Origin of the sequence: Halorubrum sp. 48-1-W, assembly GCF_003287355.1 — an archaeon.
In the GTDB taxonomy this organism is placed as follows: domain Archaea; phylum Halobacteriota; class Halobacteria; order Halobacteriales; family Haloferacaceae; genus Halorubrum.
In genome coordinates this window covers 83,906-104,855 of sequence record NZ_QMIM01000010.1, presented here as the reverse complement: position 1 = coordinate 104,855, position 20,950 = coordinate 83,906, and the positions used below count along the sequence as shown (strand labels likewise).

General features: G+C 69.4%; 21 protein-coding genes and 1 pseudogene. 8 read left to right on the top strand and 14 right to left on the bottom strand.

Going from position 1 to position 20,950, the window contains the following annotated elements:
* Positions 1–4: 4 nt before the first annotated feature.
* The 5 genes from DQW50_RS05280 to DQW50_RS05260 all read right to left on the bottom strand — a co-directional run bounded on the left by DQW50_RS05280 (position 5) and on the right by DQW50_RS05260 (position 5,284).
* Positions 5–862, bottom strand: a complete 858-nt coding sequence (locus tag DQW50_RS05280; protein WP_112078250.1) for a VOC family protein — start codon at positions 860–862, stop codon at positions 5–7.
* Between the two features lie 77 nt (positions 863–939).
* Complete coding sequence (locus DQW50_RS05275; protein WP_112078249.1) at positions 940–2,427, bottom strand: small ribosomal subunit Rsm22 family protein; 1,488 nt, start codon at positions 2,425–2,427, stop codon at positions 940–942.
* A gap of 32 nt (positions 2,428–2,459) precedes the next feature.
* On the bottom strand, positions 2,460–3,233 hold the full coding sequence (locus DQW50_RS05270; RefSeq protein ID WP_112078248.1) for an NAD(P)-binding domain-containing protein: 774 nt from the start codon (positions 3,231–3,233) through the stop codon (positions 2,460–2,462).
* 88 nt (positions 3,234–3,321) lie between these two features.
* Positions 3,322–4,539: an MFS transporter gene (locus DQW50_RS05265; RefSeq protein WP_112078247.1), complete on the bottom strand. Its 1,218-nt coding sequence runs from the start codon at positions 4,537–4,539 to the stop codon at positions 3,322–3,324.
* Between the two features lie 76 nt (positions 4,540–4,615).
* Positions 4,616–5,284, bottom strand: a complete 669-nt coding sequence (locus DQW50_RS05260; protein ID WP_112078246.1) for a DsbA family protein — start codon at positions 5,282–5,284, stop codon at positions 4,616–4,618.
* A gap of 54 nt (positions 5,285–5,338) precedes the next feature.
* Here DQW50_RS05260 and DQW50_RS05255 point away from each other — a divergent pair, with 54 nt between their 5' ends.
* Together DQW50_RS05255 and DQW50_RS05250 are read left to right on the top strand one after the other, a co-directional pair.
* Positions 5,339–6,400: a hypothetical protein gene (locus DQW50_RS05255; RefSeq protein ID WP_112078245.1), complete on the top strand. Its 1,062-nt coding sequence runs from the start codon at positions 5,339–5,341 to the stop codon at positions 6,398–6,400.
* A 525-nt stretch (positions 6,401–6,925) separates the two neighbouring features.
* Positions 6,926–7,213: pseudogene (locus DQW50_RS05250) on the top strand (DUF5779 family protein); the annotation flags it as partial.
* 85 nt (positions 7,214–7,298) lie between these two features.
* On the opposite strand, the gene DQW50_RS05245 reads toward DQW50_RS05250, so the two are convergent.
* The 3 genes from DQW50_RS05245 to DQW50_RS05235 all read right to left on the bottom strand — a co-directional run bounded on the left by DQW50_RS05245 (position 7,299) and on the right by DQW50_RS05235 (position 8,591).
* Positions 7,299–7,736 (bottom strand): RNA-binding protein, encoded by a 438-nt coding sequence (locus DQW50_RS05245; protein WP_112078243.1) that lies wholly within the window; start codon positions 7,734–7,736, stop codon positions 7,299–7,301.
* Between the two features lie 14 nt (positions 7,737–7,750).
* Positions 7,751–7,939, bottom strand: a complete 189-nt coding sequence (locus tag DQW50_RS05240) for a DUF1918 domain-containing protein (RefSeq protein ID WP_112078242.1) — start codon at positions 7,937–7,939, stop codon at positions 7,751–7,753.
* 70 nt (positions 7,940–8,009) lie between these two features.
* On the bottom strand, positions 8,010–8,591 hold the full coding sequence (locus DQW50_RS05235; protein ID WP_112078241.1) for a hypothetical protein: 582 nt from the start codon (positions 8,589–8,591) through the stop codon (positions 8,010–8,012).
* A 104-nt stretch (positions 8,592–8,695) separates the two neighbouring features.
* Here DQW50_RS05235 and DQW50_RS05230 point away from each other — a divergent pair, with 104 nt between their 5' ends.
* Positions 8,696–9,568: a universal stress protein gene (locus tag DQW50_RS05230; protein WP_112078240.1), complete on the top strand. Its 873-nt coding sequence runs from the start codon at positions 8,696–8,698 to the stop codon at positions 9,566–9,568.
* 76 nt (positions 9,569–9,644) lie between these two features.
* On the opposite strand, the gene DQW50_RS05225 is transcribed toward DQW50_RS05230, so the two are convergent.
* A complete protein-coding gene (locus DQW50_RS05225; RefSeq protein ID WP_198664616.1) occupies positions 9,645–9,842 on the bottom strand; it encodes a methytransferase partner Trm112 in 198 nt (65 codons plus the stop codon).
* A gap of 116 nt (positions 9,843–9,958) precedes the next feature.
* Here DQW50_RS05225 and DQW50_RS05220 point away from each other — a divergent pair, with 116 nt between their 5' ends.
* The gene (locus DQW50_RS05220; protein ID WP_112078321.1) at positions 9,959–10,240 is read left to right on the top strand and encodes a ribonuclease P protein component 4; all 282 of its coding nucleotides are present in this window, start codon (positions 9,959–9,961) and stop codon (positions 10,238–10,240) included.
* Positions 10,241–10,294: 54 nt separating this feature from the next.
* On the opposite strand, the gene DQW50_RS05215 is transcribed toward DQW50_RS05220, so the two are convergent.
* The 3 genes from DQW50_RS05215 to DQW50_RS05205 form a co-directional block, all read right to left on the bottom strand.
* Complete coding sequence (locus DQW50_RS05215) at positions 10,295–10,993, bottom strand: HAD-IIB family hydrolase (RefSeq protein WP_112078239.1); 699 nt, start codon at positions 10,991–10,993, stop codon at positions 10,295–10,297.
* A 38-nt stretch (positions 10,994–11,031) separates the two neighbouring features.
* Positions 11,032–12,201: a Cdc6/Cdc18 family protein gene (locus DQW50_RS05210; RefSeq protein ID WP_112078238.1), complete on the bottom strand. Its 1,170-nt coding sequence runs from the start codon at positions 12,199–12,201 to the stop codon at positions 11,032–11,034.
* A 157-nt stretch (positions 12,202–12,358) separates the two neighbouring features.
* A complete protein-coding gene (locus tag DQW50_RS05205; protein WP_112078237.1) occupies positions 12,359–12,559 on the bottom strand; it encodes a hypothetical protein in 201 nt (66 codons plus the stop codon).
* A gap of 94 nt (positions 12,560–12,653) precedes the next feature.
* On the opposite strand from DQW50_RS05205, the gene DQW50_RS05200 reads away from it, so the two are divergent.
* Entirely contained in the window at positions 12,654–13,055 is a 402-nt protein-coding gene (locus tag DQW50_RS05200) for a hypothetical protein (RefSeq protein WP_112078236.1), read from the top strand.
* A gap of 49 nt (positions 13,056–13,104) precedes the next feature.
* Here DQW50_RS05200 and DQW50_RS05195 read toward each other — a convergent pair whose 3' ends face one another.
* Positions 13,105–14,190 carry a hypothetical protein gene (locus DQW50_RS05195; protein ID WP_198664615.1) on the bottom strand — a complete coding sequence of 362 codons (1,086 nt, stop codon included), beginning with the start codon at positions 14,188–14,190 and terminating at the stop codon, positions 13,105–13,107.
* Positions 14,191–15,732, bottom strand: coding sequence for a glycerol kinase GlpK (glpK, locus tag DQW50_RS05190; protein WP_112078235.1), 1,542 nt, complete (start codon positions 15,730–15,732; stop codon positions 14,191–14,193). It abuts the gene before it with no gap.
* Between the two features lie 386 nt (positions 15,733–16,118).
* On the opposite strand from glpK, the gene glpA reads away from it, so the two are divergent.
* From glpA to DQW50_RS05175, 3 genes are read left to right on the top strand one after another with little or no spacing between them, the layout of a single operon-like run.
* Positions 16,119–17,936, top strand: coding sequence for an anaerobic glycerol-3-phosphate dehydrogenase subunit GlpA (glpA, locus tag DQW50_RS05185; protein WP_112078234.1), 1,818 nt, complete (start codon positions 16,119–16,121; stop codon positions 17,934–17,936).
* Positions 17,923–19,302: a glycerol-3-phosphate dehydrogenase subunit GlpB gene (gene glpB, locus DQW50_RS05180; protein WP_112078319.1), complete on the top strand. Its 1,380-nt coding sequence runs from the start codon at positions 17,923–17,925 to the stop codon at positions 19,300–19,302. Before glpA ends, glpB begins: the two co-directional genes overlap by 14 nt.
* Entirely contained in the window at positions 19,299–20,903 is a 1,605-nt protein-coding gene (locus DQW50_RS05175; RefSeq protein WP_112078233.1) for an anaerobic glycerol-3-phosphate dehydrogenase subunit C, read from the top strand. Before glpB ends, DQW50_RS05175 begins: the two co-directional genes overlap by 4 nt.
* The last annotated feature ends 47 nt before the right edge of the window (positions 20,904–20,950 follow it).

Below are 20,950 nucleotides of genomic sequence, written 5' to 3'. Positions count from 1 at the left end.
CCGCCTATGGTCCCGGGGACACGTGGACCTCGATCCCGTCAGGATCGGTGACGGCGAATCCACCCGCGGCGGTCGACTCCGAGACGTCCCCCTCGGGGAGCCGCTCCCGGAGCTCACGACGGCCCTCGTCGTCCGGCACGACGACCTCGAACCAGTCGAGTCCGGGTCCGTCCCCAGCGGGTCCCGTCCGGCGGTTCCAGGTGTTCGCGCCGACGTGGTGGTGGTAGCCGTCCACAGCGACGAACCGCGCGTCGGGGTAGCTCGCCCGCAGGTTGAAACCGAACATCGCTATATAGAACCGCTCGAACGCCTCGAGCGAGGCGACCTCGAGGTGGACGTGACCGACGTCGGTGTCGGCCGGCGCCCGGTCCGCTCCCGTCGAGACCTCAGCGACGCCCTCGAGGTCCAGCGGTTCGGTCACGATGTGGACCCGGCCGTCGTCGGCCTCCGTCCACGTCTCGCGGGGACGGTCACGGTACACTTCCACGCCGTTTCCCTCCGGATCGGCGAGGTACAGCGCCTCGCTCACGTGGTGATCGGACGCGCCGTCCAGTTCCCACCGCTCCCGGATCCGTTCCAGGGCGTCGCCGAGCGCAGTGCGGGACGGGACCCGGAACGCGACGTGGAACAGTCCGGCGTCCGCCCGCCCCCGCTCGGGGGCGTCGGGATCGGCGGTCAGTTCGAGCAGCGGCGTCCCGCCCGCGCCGAGCGTCGCGGTCGTCTCGGTCCGGGCAAGCACCGAGAGCCCGATCACGTCCCGGTAGAAGGCGGTCACCGATTCGAGGTCGCCGACACGGAGCGCGACCCGTCCGACGCGCGTACCGGCGGGGAGCGTCCGGTCGACTGCGATCGGAGAGCCCATGCCCGACGGATGTCGGGCGGACGGATGGGGGTGTCGGTCGGAACGGGTCCCGATCGGGCCGGCCACCCGTCGATCGGTCAGGGTGCGACGACGTCGACGACGGTCTCGTCGTCCACGACGACGTTGTACGCGACCTCGTCGTCGTTCCAGAGCACGAGCCCGTTCTCGACGAAGAGGACCGCGCCGTAGTCGGCCTCGCGAAGCCCGTCGTTGAGGACCGTCTCGCGCGTACAGACGAGGTAGTGGTCCACCGACTGGGAGCCGTCGCCGACGCGATACACCGCGTTGGCCCCGTCGCTGAGGTCGTGGCTGAGCTTCACCGCGAGGAGGTTCACGCGGTCGGTGACGTGTTCCTCGGAGTCGGCCATCCGCGCACAGCGGTCGTCGCTCGCGCGGACGTCGACTCGGCGGGTCCCGTCAGTCCGGAGGATCGAGTAGGCGAACTGGACGTCGACGTTGTGGAACTCGCCCGGTTCGTCGGTCGGCCCACGGTCCGCCGCCTCGTCGAGCCGACGCTGGAACGGCGGGACCGCGAGGTCCCCGCGAACGTCGAAGGACCAACCCAGATCGCTCGGGACCGCGTCTGCCCAGAGCCGGAGGGTCGGCGAGTAGACGTCGACGCCGCTCCCGGGCGTCGTAACCGCCCGCTCGAGTTCACGGAGCCCGATCGCGGTCTCGCGGTCCGCGGGCGCGAGCGCGACGACGCTCCCGTCCCCGGCGAGGACGTCGATCCCGGACTCGAGGACGGTGACCGGGTCGGAAAGCTCCGAGAGGACGTTGCCGAAGAGCACCAGGTCGAACGGCTCCTCGAGAATGGCGTCGCGATCCGGGGAGTCGTCCTCGGCGTCCTCGCTCTCGGAGTTCTCGCCCTCCTCGTCCTCGAGCCCGAACAGCGACTCGGCGGTCGTCCGGTGGACCGTCGACCGGAAGTTCGGTCCGGTCTCCTCGAGCAGTCGGTCGAGCACGTCCGCATTGGCGCTGGGTTCCACCGCGTGGTACTCCACGACCGCGTCATCCGGGAGGTAGTCGTGGAGGCCGAGCGCCGGCCCGCCGACGCCCGCGCCGACGTCGAGGACGCGAAGCGTCCGATCCAGCAGGCCGTTCTCCGCGAGGTCGTCGAGGACGTAGCCGATCACTGCGTAGTAGTCGGGGAGGTGGTACACCGCGTAGCCGAGCGCGACGATCCGGTCGTACCGGACGTCGTTGCCGTAGAGGTAGTCCGCCTTCAGCCGGCGGATCGTCTCGCGGAGCTCGTCACCGGAGTCGCCGACGTGCCAGTTCGCGCCGAACTCGGAGACGAGGAGGTCCTCCAAGGCAAACGCGTATGCCTCGGGGAGCGCGTCCGGGGCCCACCCCGGCGGGCGGATCGGGTCGTCGTCGACGGGGACGAAGCTACCGTCCTCGCGCTCGCGAAGTCGGAGGTCGAACGCCTCCTCGCGGAGCGTCTCGCGAACGACCGCGGGATGTGGCGTTCCCTCGATGTACTCGGTGATCTCCTCGGGGTCGATGGGGCGGACCTGACGCAGGTAGTTGGCGGTGTCGCGGACCGCGGTTCTGTCGATCATGGGTGGGTGTCGGTCGGTTCCGGGACGGCGCGTCAGTCGTGTCGCTCGCGCGGATCGCGCTCGCCCCGGGCGCACTCGTAGAGTTCCGCGAACCGTTCGGCGTCGGCGTCGGCGATCTCGCGGGCAGCCCGGGCGACGTCGTCCGCGCCGTCGAAGGCGCGCTGGATCTCGGCGTACACCCCGGGTGCGCCCTCGGTGACCGTGTCGGCCACGTCGGCGAGCGCCGCGGAGACCGGCGTGTGGAACTCCTCGCGAACCTCCTCGCCGGCGAGTCGCCACGCGAGCACCGCGGCGTGTGCGCCCGACTGGACCGTCTCCATGGCGCGGTCGTGTTCGGCAGTGGTCGTCTCGAATACCTCGTTGCCGCCGGTCTCGATCGCTGCGGAAACCGCCTCGATCGTCGGCCCCGGCTCGTCGACGACGACGGCGACGTTGCCGGGGACCCGCGGCGGCGCGAAGAGCGGGTGGTAGCTCGCGCGCTCGAGCTCGGGCGCGTGCTCGCGCATCGCCGCGATCGCCGCCGTCATCTCGCCGGAGACGTCGAAGATACCCTCATCGGCCCGCGATGCGTACGCCGCGACCGCGTCGGGAACCGCCGACATCGGGACCGCGAGACAGACGACGTCGTGTGTCGTCTCCGCGTCGACCGGGACCGACGTCGCGTCCCGGGAGTCCACGGCGTCGGCCGCCACGTCGGCGTCGCGGTCGGTGAAGGTCACGCTCGCGTCGACGGGCGAGCGCTCGGCTGTGAGGGTGTCCGCCACCCAGCGGCCGATCTCTCCCGCGCCGACGACCAGTAGGTCCATCCGTCGTCCGATGGATGGTGCCGCGAGGGGTAAAAAGGCTCGACTCGAGGCGTCCGGTCCGGTGGGCGTCGGCGAGCGTCGCGATCGGTCAGTCGCCGCCGACGGACGGGGAGGTTCCGACCCGCGGCGCGACCACGCGGACGGCCGGGAGAAGCGCCAGCGCGATGGCGAGTTCGAGCCCGCCGACGGCGAGGAAGGCGGCCCGGTAGCCGAACGTCCCCGTCACACCGCCGCCGACGAGAAAGCCCGTCAGGAACCCGAGCGACCCGAACACGTTGAACGCCCCCATCGCCGCCCCGCGGGCAGTCGGGTCGACGAGGTCGGTGACGAGCGCCATCGTCGCCGGGGCCATGAGCGCGCCGCAGACGCCGACGAGCACCATCGATCCCGCCGCGACCGCGTATATCGGCGCGAGGCCGACGCCGATCGTGACGACGCCGTAGGCGATCGATCCGAACACGACCGGAACGAACCGACCGATCCGGTCCGAGAGCGACCCGAAGGGGGACTGTAAGAGCGCGAACGGGACGAAAAACAGCGCGAGCGTCGCTCCCGCCCCGGTCGCCGAGAGCCCGAAGGTGGCCGGATCCTGGAAGTAGTACACGCCGACCAGCGCGAAGAAGCCGGCGGTCAAGCGATCCACGAAGCCGAACGCGAAGGGAACGAGGAGGCCCGGGGTCCCGCGGACGCGTGCGATCACGCCCGCCATCGTGGGAGCGGGTTCCCCCGAGCCGTCCGGCCCGCGGTCGTCGACGGTCGTCGCGAGCAGTCCCGCGCCCGCGAGCACGACCGCGCCGGCGTAGACGGGGTAGAAGGGCCCGACGTCGGCGAGGGCGCCGCCGACGACGGAGCCGACCGCCGCGCCGAGCCCGATCGCGAGGCCGGCGGCGCCCATGTTCCGGCCGTTTCCGCCGCCGAGATCCATCAGGGTCGTGATCGCGAGCGAGAACGCGCCGATGGTGAGCGACCCGCCGACGACACGGACGAGGAGGACCGTCGAAAAGCCGAGGCCGAGCCCCGGGACCACGGCGAGCGCGACGTAGGAGGCGGCCCCGCCGAGCGCCCCGGCCACTATCAGCGGCACGCGTCGACCGAGCGCGTCGCTCGCGACTCCCCAGACGACGGCGAACGTCACGAACGCCGTGAACTCGGCGACGAGGAACCACATCCCCGCGTCGATGCCGGCGGGCGCGCCGAGTTCGACCACGAGGGCGGGGACGCCGGGGTAGAGGAGGACCTGCGAGATCAACACCGCGAGCACGACCGCGCCGAGCCGGCGACGGTCCCCGCGGTCGTCGCTCGTCATTAGGGGATAAAACGCGTCGAACGGCCAAAAGACCGACGTTCGGGACCGCCCTATCGACCGTCCCGGTACCGGCCGTTCACAACGCCGACTCGATGGCGTCGATTATCGACCCCGACTCGTAGCCGTCGACCGCCTCGCCGTCCACGAAGATCGTCGGCGTTCCGCCCACGCCCATCGATTCGCCCTCGTCGCGGTCGTTCTGTGAAGCCTCCTCGTACGCCGTGAACTGGGCGTCGGCGAGGACCGTACACGGGTCCGCGCCCGCCGTCTCCGCGGCTGAGCCGACTGCCTCGCCGCTGTACTCGCCCTGCGACTCGTAGACGGCCGAGGAGAACGCGAAGTACGCCTCGTCGCCGTCCCGATCGCCGACGCCGCGGGCCGCGCTGGCGACGGGGACCGCCCAGTCCTCGTTCACGGGGATCGGGAAGTCCCAGTGTTCGTAGCGGATCTCGCCCGGCTCGATGAACTCCTCGCGGACGGCCGGGAAGTGCTCGAGCTTGTAGGTCGCACAGTGCGGACAGGTGAAGTCCTCGAAGGCTCGGACGACCACGTCCGCGTCCGGGTCGCCGAGGGTCGGCCGGTACTCGAGGTCCGGGTCGGTCGGCTCCGAGAGGTCACAGTCGTACTCGCCCGTGTCGAGCGTTGCCTCGCCGTCGCTCCCACCGCCCCCGCCGAGACACCCCGTCACGCCGACGACGCCGCCCGCCGTGATGCCGGAGAGCATCGCCCGCCGCGTGTGTTCCATGCCGGCGGCTCGGGGTGGAACGCACTTAACCGCTCCGAGAGCCTCGAACCGGACGTGACACGACCGTCGACGTACGAGCACTCCCGATACCTGGAGGCCAAACGAACCGTCGACGACCGCGCGCTCCACCGTCCGACGCTCGACCGGTTGCGGGAGGCGCTCGCGGACCGCGACGAGCCCCTCCGCGTCGTCGAGGTCGGTTGCGGGACCGGGTCGATGCTCCGGCGACTCCTCGCGTGGGGAGTCCTTCCCGACGAGGTCGTCTACCGCGGGTACGACCTCCGGGAGGGGGCGATAGGCCGGGCGGTCGAGGAACTGGGAGCGTGGACCGACGGGACGGGGTACGCCGACGAGGCGGGATACGCCGTCGAGGAGGTCCGTGACCAAGGAAGGGTTCGCGACGACCTCGACGCGACGCGGACGGTTCGCCTCCACGCTCCCGACGGGACGTCCGTGACCGCGACGTTCGCTGTAGCGGACGCAGTCGAGGTCGCCCGTCGGACCGAGGCCGAGTACGACCTGCTCGTCGGCTGTGCGTTCCTCGACGTCGTCGACCTCGACCGGGCGCTCGACCCGCTCCTCGGGTTCGTCCCGGGCGGCCTCGCGTACTTCCCGATCACCTTCGACGGCGAGACGTTCCTCGCCCCGTCGCTCGACGGGAACGGAACCGTCGACGATGCGACCGAACGGGCCGTCCTCGACGTCTACCACGCGACGATGGACGCGCCGGACCGTCCGGGCGGGAGCAGGACGGGTAGCGAACTGTTCGAGGCGTTGCCCGCCGCCGGGGGCGGGGTCGTCGCCGGCGGCGGCTCGGACTGGCTCGTGACGCCGCCGTATCCGGACGACGAGACGTACTTCCTCCATCACCTCGTCGACGGGATCGAAGGGGCGGTCCGCGAGGTCCTCGTGGATGGTGGAGGCGTGGACGGCTCGTCGGGAGTTACCGTCGAGGAGTCCGCCCCCTGGCTCTCGCCGGAGACGGTCTCGGAGTGGGCCGACGTTCGACACCGCGCGGTCACGGACGGACGGCTGACCTTCGGCGCGCACAACCTGGACGTGCTCGCGCGCGTCGGGTCGGGCGACTCGACCGGATCGGGTGGCCGCTATACGTAGTCCGGCAGCGAGGATCCCCGAGCGGTGAGATAGTATCGTTCACCGTAGCGAATGAGGATACCTTCCTCCGTTATGGGTATTCGAACGAAAACGTGTATGTACATCTTAACTATACGTGTAGGGGTTGAGACCGAATCATGGCGCATAGCCCGGAACACGTCGAAGAGTTCGTTTGCGAGGACTGCCAAGTGATCCATGCGGGGACGCCGGTTCAGAGTTCGTCCGGCGAGCATGCGTTCGAACCACCGGAATCCTGCGGCGCGTGTGGCAGGACGGAGATCGTTCCGATCGAAAATTGGGTCCTCCAGTAGGAATACCCGACCTCGACTGCCGGGTATCTCGGTTCTCCGTCGCCGATCGGTTCCCCTCACCAGTGAGTCCGTTCGGAGGGCAACCTGCTCACGTCCAGTGATCGGCTGGTTCACCCTCGATTTCCACGACCGACCCGAGACCGCCCGTCGAGCCTCCGTTCCGCACCGAGGCTCGGCCCCGAACGCTTTTGCCGGCGTGAGTCGACGCTCGGGTATGAGCGACTGGGACCTCGACTTACGCGACGCCGAAGAGCAGATGGACGAGGCGTTCGCCGACGCCGGCGACGTCGTCCTCGGCGTCCTCGACGGGACGACCGACCCGGAGACGTGGATCCGCAGCGTCGATTACGGCAACACGCTCGTGTTGTCCGTCGAGGGCGACCTCAACCAGCTCGCAGCCGGCTTCGCCCGCGAGATCAAGGACATGGGTGGCGATCTGATGCACTTCAGGGGGTTCCTGATCGTCTCGCCGCCCGGAACGAGCATCGACACGGACCGGCTGAAGTGAACGGGGCGCGGCGGAACGCGTGATGAACTACGGGGCGCGGGAGAACGCGTCGCTACGACGCGTGCGAGGGAACGCGCCGCTACGACGCGTCCGCGAGCCGAGAGAGCGTCTCGCGAGCGTTCTCGACGGCCGTCTCTTTCTTCGCCGGGTACGCCTCGACTTTCGCCCGGACGGTGATCCCGGGACCGAGCCGAACCTCGCCGCGGAACGCCGCCTGTTTGTCCAGCCGCATGAAGAGCGCACAGTTGTCGTCGACGCGTTGGTCGAGCTCGGCGAGCACGCGGTCGAGCTCGGCGAGCTCGGCGATCCGGTCGAGCACGTGGCGCATCCCGTCGGCGCGCTCGATCCGCGCGGAGAGGACGACGATCCTGTCGCCGTGGTGGCCCACGTTCTCGACGCGGTCGAGCTCGGCGTCATCGGGCAAAAGCGAGCGGAGCGCCTGTTCGACGCGCTTCTCGTCCTCGGTCGCGTACGAGAACGCGCGGAGGTCGACGTAGTGGAACGGGACTGCGGGCACGGGCGAAAAACGGGTTACTCCTCGCTCTCGACGGCTTCGAGCGAGTCCTCGGGGACGCCCGTCTCCTGACCGTCCTCGAAGCTCACGGTGTAGGTCGCGTCGCCGAACATCGTCTCCATCACCTGCGTGATCTTCCCGGTCTCGCCGTCGTACTCGCTGTGTTTGTCGTGGAGGACGACCTCGTCTTCCTTCTCGAAGCTCATGGCTCCCGGTTCCGCCGGGACGCTTAAAAGCGCGCGGATCCGTCACGGAGTGCGGTTCCGAGCACGACTCTCACGACAACAGGTACAGCGTGGCCGCGAGCGTCACCGCGAGGACGAGGCCGACGGCGAGGAAGACGAGCACGCTGTCGATCACGAAGGCGGCCGCGACGCCGAGTGCGATCGCGAGAAACGAGACGAGAAGCGCCGGCACGCCGCCCCGTTCCACCGCCCGTTCGATCGCCGTAACGAGCCGGGTCGGCCACGGCTGTGGCGGAGTTTGTTCGGGCGGTTTCGAGAGGCGCTCGTCGACGACTACCTCGTCGGGAGCCACCTCGGGCGGCGGATCGATACGCACGTCGACGTACGCCGTGTTCGAACCGTACCCCGTGACGACCTTCAGCTTCCCGCGGACGGGTTCGTCGACCCGGACAGCCGAGACGTGGACGTGTTTGACCGCCTCGTCCTCGACGTAGTGGTTCCCGTCGGCGATCGACGCCACCCGGTCGAGGTCGTCGTCGAGGTGGAGGTGGACGTGCGTCGATCGGCCGCGGTTCGCGAGCTCTATCGAAAAGGAGGCGGTCGTGGTGAACCGGTCCGGGGCGCTGATCGAGTGGACTTCGTCCCCGTTCAGTTCGACGGCGAGAGTCGGCACGTGTGGTGCCTCACGCCGCGGTCAAAAAAAGATACAGCATGATTCGGACCGGATCGGCCCGATGCGAACGCATTAACTCCTCGCGTTCGTAGCCCTCGGCGACCATGTACGACGATGTCCTGTTGCCGTTCGACGGGAGCGACGGAGCCGTCGACGTTCTCGGGCACGCCGCCGACCTCGCCCGCTTCGTGGACGCGACGGTCCACGTCCTGTTCGTCGCGGACACCACCCGCGACAGCGTCACCGTCATCGAGGGAGAGACCGTCGACGTGCTCGAACGACGGGGCGAACGCGTCGTCTCGGAGGCGACGGCGGCGCTCGAAGCGAGGGGCGTCGATCACGACGCCACGGTCCGACAGGGGAACCCCGCGCCGACGATAGTCGACCACGCCGAACGGGGGGGACACGACCTGATCGTGATGCCGACGCGCGGTCGACGGGGACTCTCCCGACACCTCCTCGGGAGCGTCTCGGAGAAAGTCGTTCGGCACTCGTCCGTCCCGGTTCTCACGGCACGAACCCGGCCCGACGAGCGTCTCGCGTTCCCGTACGAAGGGATCGTGGTCCCGACCGACGGGAGCGTCGGCGGGGACGCCGGGGTCGAACACGGCCTCTCGCTCGCTGTGACTCTCGACGCGACGGTCCACGCGCTGGCCGTCGTCGACGACGCCGACCCGCTGGGCGGGGTCTTCGGCACCGCCACGGGCGAGGACGCGGCGACGGCCGCCGCGAACGCCGCCCTCGACGACCTCGTCGCCGCGGCGGAGGAGTACGGGATCGAACGCGTCGAGCGTCACGTCGACCACGGCGACCCCGTCGAGGCGATCCGGGAGCGAGTCTCCGCGGACGGCGCGGACGCGGTCGTGATGGGTGCGACCGGTGGACACGGTGACGACCGGGTGCTGCTCGGGAGCGTCGCGGAACGGACCGTCAGGACCACGCCGGTGCCGGTGTTCACGATCCGGGATCGAAGGTAGCACGGGAGAACGGGCGATGACGTCGACGTCGCCGGCGACCGACTGGGACGGCTCGAAAAACGGTTCGGAGGGCCGGTTACGCGACAGCCTCCTCCTCGCGCATGTCCGGCGGGAGGAGGTTCGGGATCCCGTCCTCGATCGGGTAGACCTCGCCGCACTCGGTGCACGTGAGCGTTCCCTCGAGGACCTCCCCGTCGCCTTCCTCGTCGACGTCGAGTTCGAGGTCGGCCTTGTCGAGCGGACAACAGATCACGTCCATCAGGGATTCTTTCATGCCGACCGGTTGGCGTGGACCGTTCAAAAAGGATGCGGGTCGGCCGGGTTTCGGACCCGGGGACCGGTCCCGCCGTCGACGACAACGCCTTTGTGTTGCGGTCGCCCGGAACGCGTATGGGGATCCCCGAGGAACGGATCGAGCGGCTGTTCGGGCTCGCCCGGGAGGCGGTCGTCGACGACGAGTACGACCGCGCACGGGAGTACGTGCGGCTGGCGCGACGGATCGCCGAACGGAACCGCTGTGGCGTCCCCCGCGAGTTCGAGCGGAAGACCTGTGACGACTGCGACGTGTACCTCCGGCCAGGGAAGACGAGTCGGGTCCGGCTCGGCCCCGGCCGCGTGGTCGTCCGCTGTCGCGAGTGCGGCGGGACCGGACGATACCCTTACGCCGAGTGAAGACGGGCGGCTCCGACGACCCCGCGGGATCGGCGACGTCGATCGCGAACGGGATCAGCGACGTCGACCGGCGGGTCTCTCGCCGGCCGTGAGCGCCTCGAGGACCGCCACCGTGCCGTCCATGTACGTCGCCTCGAGGACGACGTCGGCCGCCGCGGTCGCAGTCCGGTCGGCGTTGGCGACGGCGTAGGCCGTTCCGGCGGTCTCGAACGTCGACACGTCGTTCTCGCTGTCGCCGACCGTGACGAACGCCGTGGGGTCGATCCCGAGCGAGTCCGCGATCCGCGCGAGCCCCTCACCCTTGTTCACGTCCGGCGACTTGACGTGGAACGCGTAGCCGGTGTCGACGACCTCCACGTCGCCGTCAGCCGCGGCGACCTCGCGCAACAGCGCCTCGTCGGCGTCGGGCGCGACCGCCACCTCAGTCTCGCGCCACCGGTTCACCGTCCCGTCCCCTCCCCACCCCAGGTCGCCACCGCGCTCGAGGAACGCCTCGATCACGGCGCGTGGGGCCGTCGGATCCCCGAGGACGGTCGTCTCGTCGTCGACGTGGACGACCCCGCCGTTCTCGGCGACGACGCGTGCGGGGTGGCCCAGAAAGCCCGCGAGCGCCACCGGGTACGGGAACGCCTTTCCGGTCGCGAGCACTACGGGGGCCTCCCAATCGGGCAACAGCTCGAAGACGCGGGGATCGAGCCGACCGTCGGGCGTCGTCAGCGTCCCGTCGATGTCCAACGCGAGGGGCGGAACCATGTGTCCGGGTCCGGGCGCCGGCGGCAACTGTCTTTTGTTCAGCCGTGAGTCGACCGATCGAACAGTTCGCGGTAGACGAGCGTCGGGAACCGCGGGACGAGCCGGCTCGGCGGTCGTCCCTTGCCGTCGCTCCGTCGCACGGTCACCCGGTCGAGCAGGCCGGCGTCCGCGAGCTCGTAGAGCACGCGACGTACCGTCGACGACGACAGGTCGACGCGCCGTCGGGAGGCGATCGTCTCCGTCGCGGCGCTCACCGAAGATCGCTCCGACTCGGGCAACGTGACGAGTTCGTAGAGGAGCCGTCGCCGGCTCTCCGAGAGCGAGAGGACGCGCCCCAACGCGACGCACGGCTTTGGAACCTCGTCTATCCCCGCGTCGACGTCCTCGGGTCGGATCGTCGAGACGCCCGCCTGCTCGGCGTGTATCGCCGAACCCGCGATCGCGGCGAGCGCGTCGTGGGCGTCGCCGCCAGCCCACTCGCCGATCTCCCGGACCTGGTCGTGAGTGAGCGCCTCGCGGCCGAGCCCTGTCGAACACCGGCTCGTCAGCAGTTCGACGAGCACGTGCCGACGGTACCGCGAGAACGCCACCGACTCGTCGGGGTTCCACTCGATCTCCTCCGGGGGCTCGCGGCCGAGACACACCGGAACGAGGTGTCCGCTCACGTCGGTGAGCCACTCGACGACGGTCGTCGCGCTCGGCGTCTCCGGCTCGTTGGTGTGGTCGACCGCGACCACGACGTCCGGCCCGCGACGGACCGCGTCCCGGAGCGACTCCGCGAGGTCGTCGGTCCCGATGCCGTGGTCGGGAACCGCCTCGTCGCTGACGGTCGCGAGCACGTCGTGATACAGTCGGAACCGGGTCGAGGCCCGTCTGGCGTCGACGTAGACGAACCCGGGGAGCGTCGGCTCGACCGCCCGGGTCGACGTCTGTATCGCCCGCGGCGGGCCGCTGTGGGTCGCGAGACGGGCGAACAACGCGGAGACGACGGCGGACTTGCCGCTACCCTTCGGCCCGTGAACGTAGGTGCTCGGCGGGAGCACACCGGAGAAGGCCGGACTGAACACGTCGAGCAGGCGTTCGAGCGCTGGCCCGCGCCCGATCGGCGTCTCGAGGTGGAACACCGGGGAAACGGCGTCGAAGTCGACGAAGACGCCCGCCCCGGTGTCGTACCCAAGCCGCCGCTCGATCCGGTCGTCGATGTTCACGCTATCTCCTCCTGGATACGCGAATAAAACCGGCACGAACCGTCGCCGGGACTGGCCGTACCGTCGCCGGGACGGGCCGAACCGTCGCCGGGACTGGCCGTACCGTCGCCGGGACGGGCCGTACCGTCGTCGGGACGGGGCGTCTCCCCTGTCTCCCCTACCAGTGGTCCGGCTTGTATCGGTTGATGAGAACCGTGGAGACGACGAAGACGCTCGCGCTCACGAGGCCGGCTATCGCGCCGGCGACGATACGGACGCCGAGTGCCCCCTCGGCCGTCCAGGCGATGAGGAGCGCCACGACGGCCGCGACCACGAGCATGTTTCGCCCGTCGCGTCTCTCGAGTCCCAGCGTGTTCATGCCGACCGCTGGCCCCGCTTCGGGTTAAATCCACCCCGACCACACGCACCGGGCCGACCACACACTTAACTCGGCTGCCCGCCTCCCCGCGAGCATGTCCGAAGGGTCGTTCCACGACTCGGTGATCGCGGCCGACAAGTGGAGCAAGGCGCTCGCGCTGGTCGTCGCGATCATCGCCTTCCTGGCGGTTCGGGAGGTCGTCGTCGACGTCCAAGTCGCCTCGATCGTCGCGGCGACTGCCGGGATCGGGGTTCGGCTGTACGTTCCGTATCACGCCAGCGTTCGAGTTCCGGAGCCGGAGCGGACGCCGTTGGCCGAGCATCCGACCGCCGGAAGCTATCACCACGGTGCGGCCGGGCTCGCGCTGGTCGCCGCCTCGCTGGCGGTGACCGGCGTGTTCGGTCTCGGTCACGGATTCATCACCGCGGTTGGTGTCGGTGTCATGTCCGGAGGTGTCGCGTACATCGTACTTTCGTCGGCGCTTCCGACCGCGTGATTCGGCGGGGCTTCGAGACCACGTGAAAAACCGGCCGTGAACGCTGCGTTCAGACGGCTCCGGGGACCCACACCGCGGACCCCAGGATGCCGGCGATCGAGAGTATCGCGATGAACGTGTGCGTGATCGCGATCGAGGCGGCCGGCGGGTCGACGTGCGTGTCACCGTGCGCGTAGAAGACGCGCTGGAACGCCTCGCCGACGACCGCACCGAGCACGCCGAAGATCCCGGCGATGATCAGCGCCACGATCGGGCTGTATCCCGTCCCGGCCGTAGCGAGGTACGCGGTCGCGGCCGGTAGCGTCATGTGGTGGGTGACCGGGATCCGCTCGACGCCGAGGTTCAAGAACAGCAACGTCGCCGCGCTGATCCCGAACCCGAGGAACGGGCTACCGGTCTGGATCGCGGCGTACGCGGCGGCCAGTCCCGCGGTCAACCCGATCGCCACGACGTGTGACCACTTGTACATGTTCGGCAGCCACGGCTCGACCGCGAGCCGGTCCTCGCTCTCCTTTCCGCCGTCACCCGGCACCTCGCCGGCCTCCCGCGTCTCGCCGCGCTCGAACGGGCCCATGTCCATGAACCCGGCCGCCTTGTCGCTGACGGTGCCGATCACGGAGTAGCCGAACACCGCCCGGTGGAGCAGGGCGCTGGCGACGACGGTGAACGCGATCGGGTCCGTCGGGATCGCGAGGTTCCGAAGGAGCTGTTCGAGCAAGATCCCGAACACGCCGAAGGCCGCCCCGACGGCGAGGATGTCCGGCTTGCTCCCGAGCGCGAAGCCGATGTCCTTCGCGTTGTGGTAGTCGAACCCGGACTCCATCAGACCGTTCTTGGCGGCGTACGCCGACGCGGCCGCACCCCCAGCGAAGGAGATGTGCGGACCGAAGACGGGACCGAAGCCGACGCCGACGCCGACGCCGCTGGCTGCGTCGCCGCCCCAGACGCCGGCGATGACGAGGAAGCCGGTGAAGATGAACGCGGGGAGCGCGCCGAGGGCCGCACCGAACGCACCGCCCGCCGCCGCGCCGAGCCAGATGGTCGGGTCGAGCAGGACGTCGAGGACCGCGTCGATCGAGCCCGCGTTCCAGCCGCTGGCCTGCGCGACGACCCCCATCACGACTGCGGCGTTCATCTACTCGTCCCCCTCGTCGTCCTTCGCCCAGTCGAGGGACTTCTCGACGGCGTCGCCCCAGCGGTCGTACAGCTTGTCGACCGCGGCCTGGTCTTTCTCGGGTGTGAACTCGCGGTCGATCTGCCAGTTGTCGCGGAGCTCGTCGACGGTGTCCCAGTAGCCGACGGCGAGGCCGGCGGCGTACGCGGAGCCGAGCGCGGTCGTCTCGTCGACCTCGGGGCGAGCGATCTCCGTCTGGAGGATGTCGGACTGGAGCTGACAGAGGAAGTTGTTCTTGACCGCGCCGCCGTCGACGCGGAGGCTCGTCGTCTCCACGCCGGAGTCAGCCTCCATCGCCTCCGCCACGTCACGGGTCTGGTAGGCGATAGACTCGAGCGTCGCCCGGACGATGTGCTCCTTGCTCGTACCGCGAGTCATGCCGACGATGGTGCCGCGGGCGCGACCGTCCCAGTGGGGCGCACCGAGCCCCGTGAACGCCGGGACCATGTAGACGCCGTCCGTCGAGTCGACGGACCGTGCGAGCTCCGCGGTCTGGGCGGCGTTGTTGATCAGGTCGACGTCCTCGAGCCACTCGATCGCGGCACCGGTGATGAAGATCGCCCCCTCCAGCGCGTACTGGACGGGCTCGCCGGACATCTGGAAACCGATCGTCGTCAAGAGCCCGTGGTCGGACTCGACGGCGTCGGTTCCCGTGTTCATCAGGTAGAACGACCCGGTTCCGTAGGTGTTCTTCGCGTCGCCCTCGTCGAAGCAGGTCTGGCCGAACAGCGCGGCCTGCTGGTCGCCGAGCGCGCCGGCGACCGGGATCTCCTCGCCGAGGAAGCCGTCGGCGTCCGTGTGTCCGTAGTAGTCCTCGTCCGAGGAGGGACGGACCTCCGGGACCATCTCCTTCGGCACGCCGAACTCCTCTAAGAGCTCGTCGTCCCACTCCAGGTCCCGGATGTTGTACAGCATCGTCCGGGACGCGTTCGTCACGTCCGTGATGTGGTTGCCCGTGAGGTTGTAGATGAGCCACGTGTCGATCGTGCCCATCACGAGCTCGCCGTCGCGGGCACGGTCGCGGAGGTCCCCACCACGTGAGCTCTGCATCTTGAGGGGCTCGGCGTTGTCGAGGATCCACTCGGTCTTGGTCGCGGAGAAGTACGCGTCACACTCCAGTCCAGTCTTCTCGCGGATATCTTCGACTTTACCCGCTTCTTGGATCTCCTCGACGCGGTCCGTCGTCCGGCGGTCCTGCCAGACGAGCGCGTTGTGGACCGGCCTGCCGGAGTCTTTGTCCCACACGATCGTGGTCTCGCGCTGGTTCGTGATCCCGATCGCCTCGAGCTGGCTCGGCTCCAGGCCGGCGCTCGCGAGCCCGTCCTCGACGACCTGCTGAGTGTTCTCCCAGATCTCGATCGGGTCGTGTTCGACCCACCCCGGGTTGGGGTAGATCTGTTCGTGCTGTTCGTAGGCGTTCGCGACGACCTGCCCGCCGTGGTCGAACACCATGAAGCGGGTACCGGTCGTCCCCTGGTCTATCGCACCGACGTACTGTGTCATGTTTTGGATCCCTCCTGCGGCGCTGGTCCGGCCGAAACGACGACGCCACCGTCCGTAAACCCGGTCCGACCCGGGCGCGAACTCGTCATCATCCCCGCCCCGTCCGCGTCGCGTCCGGGCCGCGGACCGGCCCGCAAACCGGGAACGTGGGATCGCTGTCGTCGCCGCCACGGCATATCTTCACGGAAGCTACCGCGCCGTTCGTGAACATAATGTACTACCATAATAATCTTCCTGTTAAAATCCGGGAATCAGTTCGCATGAAAAAGGGTAGTATATAAAACTATCGCAGGATCCGGCGGGAACCGTATATGAATATCCCTGATAGTTATGATCTGTCCCTCCCAGGAGATAAAGTAAAGTGTACCCGGTCCAAGCGCTATGACATGGACGATCAAGTGGACGTCGTCGTCGTCGGTGGGGGGTCGACCGGCTGCGGCGTCATACGGGACCTCGCGCGCCGGGGGCTCGACGCGGTCCTCGTCGAGAAGGGGAACCTCACGCACGGGACGACCGGGCGGATGCACGGGCTCCTCCACAGCGGCGGGCGATACGCCGTCTCCGACCAGAAGAGCGCGCGCGAGTGTATCGAGGAGAACCGGGTGCTACGCGACATCGCCGGCCACTGCGTCGAGGAGACGGGCGGGATGTTCGTCAAGCGTCCCGAGGACTCCGAGGAGTACTTCCAGGAGAAACTCGAGGGGTGTCGCGCGTGCGACATCCCGGCGGAGGTGATCGACGGCGAGGAGGCCCGTCAGCGAGAGCCGTACCTCGCGCGCGACGTCGAGAAGGCCATCGTCGTCCCCGACGGGGCGGTCGACCCCTTCCGGCTCTGTGTCGCCAACGCCGTCGACGCCCGGGAACACGGCGCTCGCGTCGAGACCCACGCGGCGGTGACGGACGTGCTCGTCGAAGACGGCGAGGTGGTCGGCGTCGAGATCGAACACGACAGCGGCCCGGGCAAACGCGTCCACCGCGAGCCGGGGACGACCGAAGAGATCTACGCGCGCTACGTCGTCAACGCGACCGGGGCGTGGGCCGGCCAGATCGGCGAGATGGCCGGTGTCGACGTGGAGGTCCGCCCCTCGAAGGGCGTGATGACCGTGATGAACACCCGGCAGGTCGACACTGTTATCAACCGGTGTCGACCCAAGGGCGACGCCGACATCGTCGTCCCCCACGAGACCGCCTGTATCCTCGGGACGACCGACGAGGAGGTCGACGACCCCGAGGACTACCCCGAGGAGGAGTGGGAGGTCGATCTGATGATCGAGACGCTCTCGGAGCTGGTTCCCGCATTGAAGGACGCCCGGACGCTCCGCTCGTTCTGGGGCGTGCGTCCGTTGTACGAGCCGCCCGGAACCGGCACCGACGACCCCACGGACATCACCCGCGACTACTTCCTGCTCGACCACGCCGTGCGCGACGACCTCCCCGGCATGACGAGCATCGTCGGCGGGAAGCTCACGACCTACCGGATGATGGCCGAGTCGATCACCGACCACGTCTGTGAGAAGCTCGACCACGACGCCGACTGCGACACCGCCGACGTGCCGCTTCCCGGCTCCGAGGACTTCAGCGTCCTGCGCGACTACATGGAGGAGTTCGGGATCCGGTCCCCGATCGGCCGCCGGTCCGCCCAGCGGCTCGGCTCCCGGACCGACGACGTGCTCTCCGGGACCGACCCGAACCCCGTCGTCTGCGAGTGCGAGGGCGTCACCCGCGCGGAGGTCCGGAACGCGATCGACGAGGCGGGCTCGGACCTGAACGCGGTCCGGATCCGAACCCGTGCCTCGATGGGCAACTGCCAGGGCGGCTTCTGTACCCACCGGATCGCGTCGGAGTTGGCACGGGAGTATCCCGGGCCGGTGGTCCGCGACGCGGAGGACGAACTCTATCAGGAGCGCTGGAAGGGCCAGCGACACGCGCTGTGGGGCCGGCAGCTCTCGCAGGCGATGTTGAACCACCTGCTCCACGCCACCACGATGAACCGCGACGGCGACCCGGCGACGACCGACGCCGACGTCGACTTCGGCGCGTTCGATGCGGGCCCCGATCCGGCGACCGAACCCGCCAGCGGATCCGGATCGGACGACTCGCCGGCCGGTGCCACGGCGACGGACGGCGGGCTCGACGCGACCGGGGATCCGGGTGCGACCGCGGGTCCCGACGCGACCGACGGAGGGACCGATGGCGATCGATAGCGAGGTCCTCGTCGTCGGCGGCGGGCTCGCGGGGATAACGGCCGCGATCGCGGCTGCACGCGAGGGGGCGGACGTCCGACTCGTCTCGCACAAGGCGAGCACGCTTCGGCAGGCCTCCGGACTGATCGACGCGCTCGGGTACCTCCCCGCGACCCAGCCGGCGAAGCCGCTACGGGAGGGGCCGCCGACCGCGGGTCGGAACCTCGACCCCGACGAGTGGCCCGACCCCGAGGGGCCGCTCTCCGACCCCTTCGAGGCGATCGATCGGCTCCCGGAGGACCACCCGTACCGGCTCGTCGGCGCGGACGCGCTCCGGGAGGGCCTGGACCTGTTCGACGACCTCGTCGGCGACGCGTACCTGGGCGGGCACACGGACCGGAACGCGCTGGTTCCGACGTTCGGCGGGAGCGTGAAGCCGACGGCACGGTATCCCGAAGCGGCTGCGGCCGCGGTCGCGAGCGACGACCGACCGGCGCTGATCGTGGGGTTCCGCTCGCTCACCGAGTACGACGCGCGGGCGTTCGCGGACCGGTTGCGGGCAGCGGGCGTCCCGTTCGACGTCGCGGGCGTGGAGGTGGAGTTCGCCGAAGCGTTCCGGGCGGACGCCAAGACGACCCGGTTCGCGAAGGCGCTCGACCGCGACGAGGCGATCGACGGGACGCCGGCCCGCGAGGCGCTCGCGAAGGCGGTCGGCCCGCACCTCCACGACGTCGTCGACGACGAGGGCGGCGTCGACCGCGTCGAGCGGGTCGGCTTCCCCGCGTTCCTCGGCGACGACCGCTCGGCGGAGGTCAGATCCGACCTCGCGGACCGGCTCGGCGCGGACGTCTTCGAGGTCCCGATGGGCCCGCCGAGCCTGCCGGGACTGCGGCTCGAGGACCTGCTGTACGACGCGCTCGACGACGCCGGGGTCCGCTTCGAGACGGGGACGCCGGCGGTCGGGTACGAAACCGACGGCGACGGCCGGATCGATCACCTCGTGATGGACCGGAAGGGGTCGAAAGTGCCGTACGGCGCGGAGGCCGTGGTGCTCGCGACCGGCGGGCTGGTCGGGAAGGGGCTCGACTCGGACCGCGGGGGCGTCCGTGAACCGGTCCTCGACCTCCACGTACCCCAGCCGTCGGACCGCTACGAGTGGTTCGTCGACGACGCGTTCGGCGAACAGCCGTACGCGCGGTTCGGGGTACGGCCGGACGACCGGCTCCGCCCGCTCGACGCTGTGGGGGAGATAGCGTACGACAACGTCCGTGTCGCCGGCGGCGTCGTCGGCGGCGCGGACGTGGCACGGGAGAAATCGGCGAGCGGCGTCTCGCTCGCGACCGGCCTCGTGGCCGGTCGGGAGGCTGCACGGGAGGTTCAGCAATGACACGACACACAGGAGACGACGGCGACGAGGCGAGTGGAAGCGACGGTACCGAACGACACGGTGACGCAAGGGACGAACGACACGGTGATACGGCGGACGAACGACACAGTGATACGGCGGACGAACGACACAGTGATACGGCGGACGGAACCCGCTCACGGCCGGGCGTTCCCGACCTCGGCCGCGACGAACGGCCGGCGATATTCGTGCCGGACGACGACGAACCCGAGGCCGAGGCTACCGGAAGCGGGGACGGGGGGGCGAGCGACCCGCGGACCGCGACCGACGGGGGCGTCGAGAGCGCGACCGGCGGTAGCGACTCGACCGACCTCGACCCCGACGCCTACGACCCCATCGACGTGTTCCCCGAGGGTGACCTCGACTTACGCGACGGGGCCGACTCCTGTTACAAGTGTACGTCTTGTGATACGTCGTGTCCGGTCGCGGAGGTCGACGACGAGTTCCCGGGACCGAAGTTCCAGGGGCCCGAGCAGTGGCGGCTCAAGCGAAAGGACGACCACGACATCGACGAGTCGATCACCTCGTGTTCGAACTGCATGCGGTGTGACGACGCGTGTCCCTCCTCGGTACCGCTCTCGCAGATGCACAACGAGGCGCGCGGCCAGTTCGTGGAAGCGCAGATGGAGAAGCTCTCGGTGGAGTACGTCCGCAACCGGATCCTCGCGAACTACCGGACCTCGGCACAGCTGGCGAGCATGGTTCCGCGGCTCTCTTCGTTCGCGATGAACTTCGGGCCCGCCCGCTGGGCGATGGACAAGGTGCTCGGGATCCCCAGAGAACGGGAGTTCCCCGAGTTCGCGACGCAGACGTTCCGCGAGTGGTGGCGCGACCGCGGCGGGGCACAGGTGGAGAACCCGGACAAGCGCGTGGCGTACTTCCACGGCTGTTACTCCAACTACAACACGCCGGAGGTCGGGAAGGCGATGGTGCGGGTCTACGAGCACTTCGGCTACGAGGTGATGGTTCCCCCGCAGAAGTGCTCGGGGACGCCGATGTTCGCGAACGGGATGTTGAAGGACGCGCGCCGCCACGCCGAGACCAACGTCGAGAACCTCGTCGCCGCGATCGGCGACGGCGCGGACGTGATCGCGTCGTGTACCTCCTGTTCGATGTCGCTCCGCCAGGAGTACCCCGAACTGTTCGACATCCACGGGATCGAGGACCTCTCCGAGCACACCTTCGAGGCACTGGAGTACCTGCGGATCCACGAGGACCTGGACGGCGCGCTCGCCGAGAGCGGCGGTCCCGACGACGAACGCGAGTTCGCGTACCACGCGCCGTGTCACGCCCGCAACCAGGGGCTCGCCCGCCAGGCCGTCGAGACGTTCCGCGACGTCGACGGGGTGAAGCTGGAGGACGTCGGCGACTCGTGTTCGGGGATATCGGGCACGTACGGCTGGAAGAGCGAGAAGTACGACAAGTCGATGCAGATCGGCGAGGAGATGTTCGAGCACATGGAGCACGCTGAGGGCGACGTGGGGATGACGGAGTGTCCCACCTGTGCGATGCAGATGGAACACGGCACCGGCTACGAGATCGAGCACCCGCTCCAGTTGCTCGAAGAGACCGTCGTCGCCTGACGGACGTCGTCCGAACCGGTCGTCGAAGGTCCCCCGTCGGCCCTGTC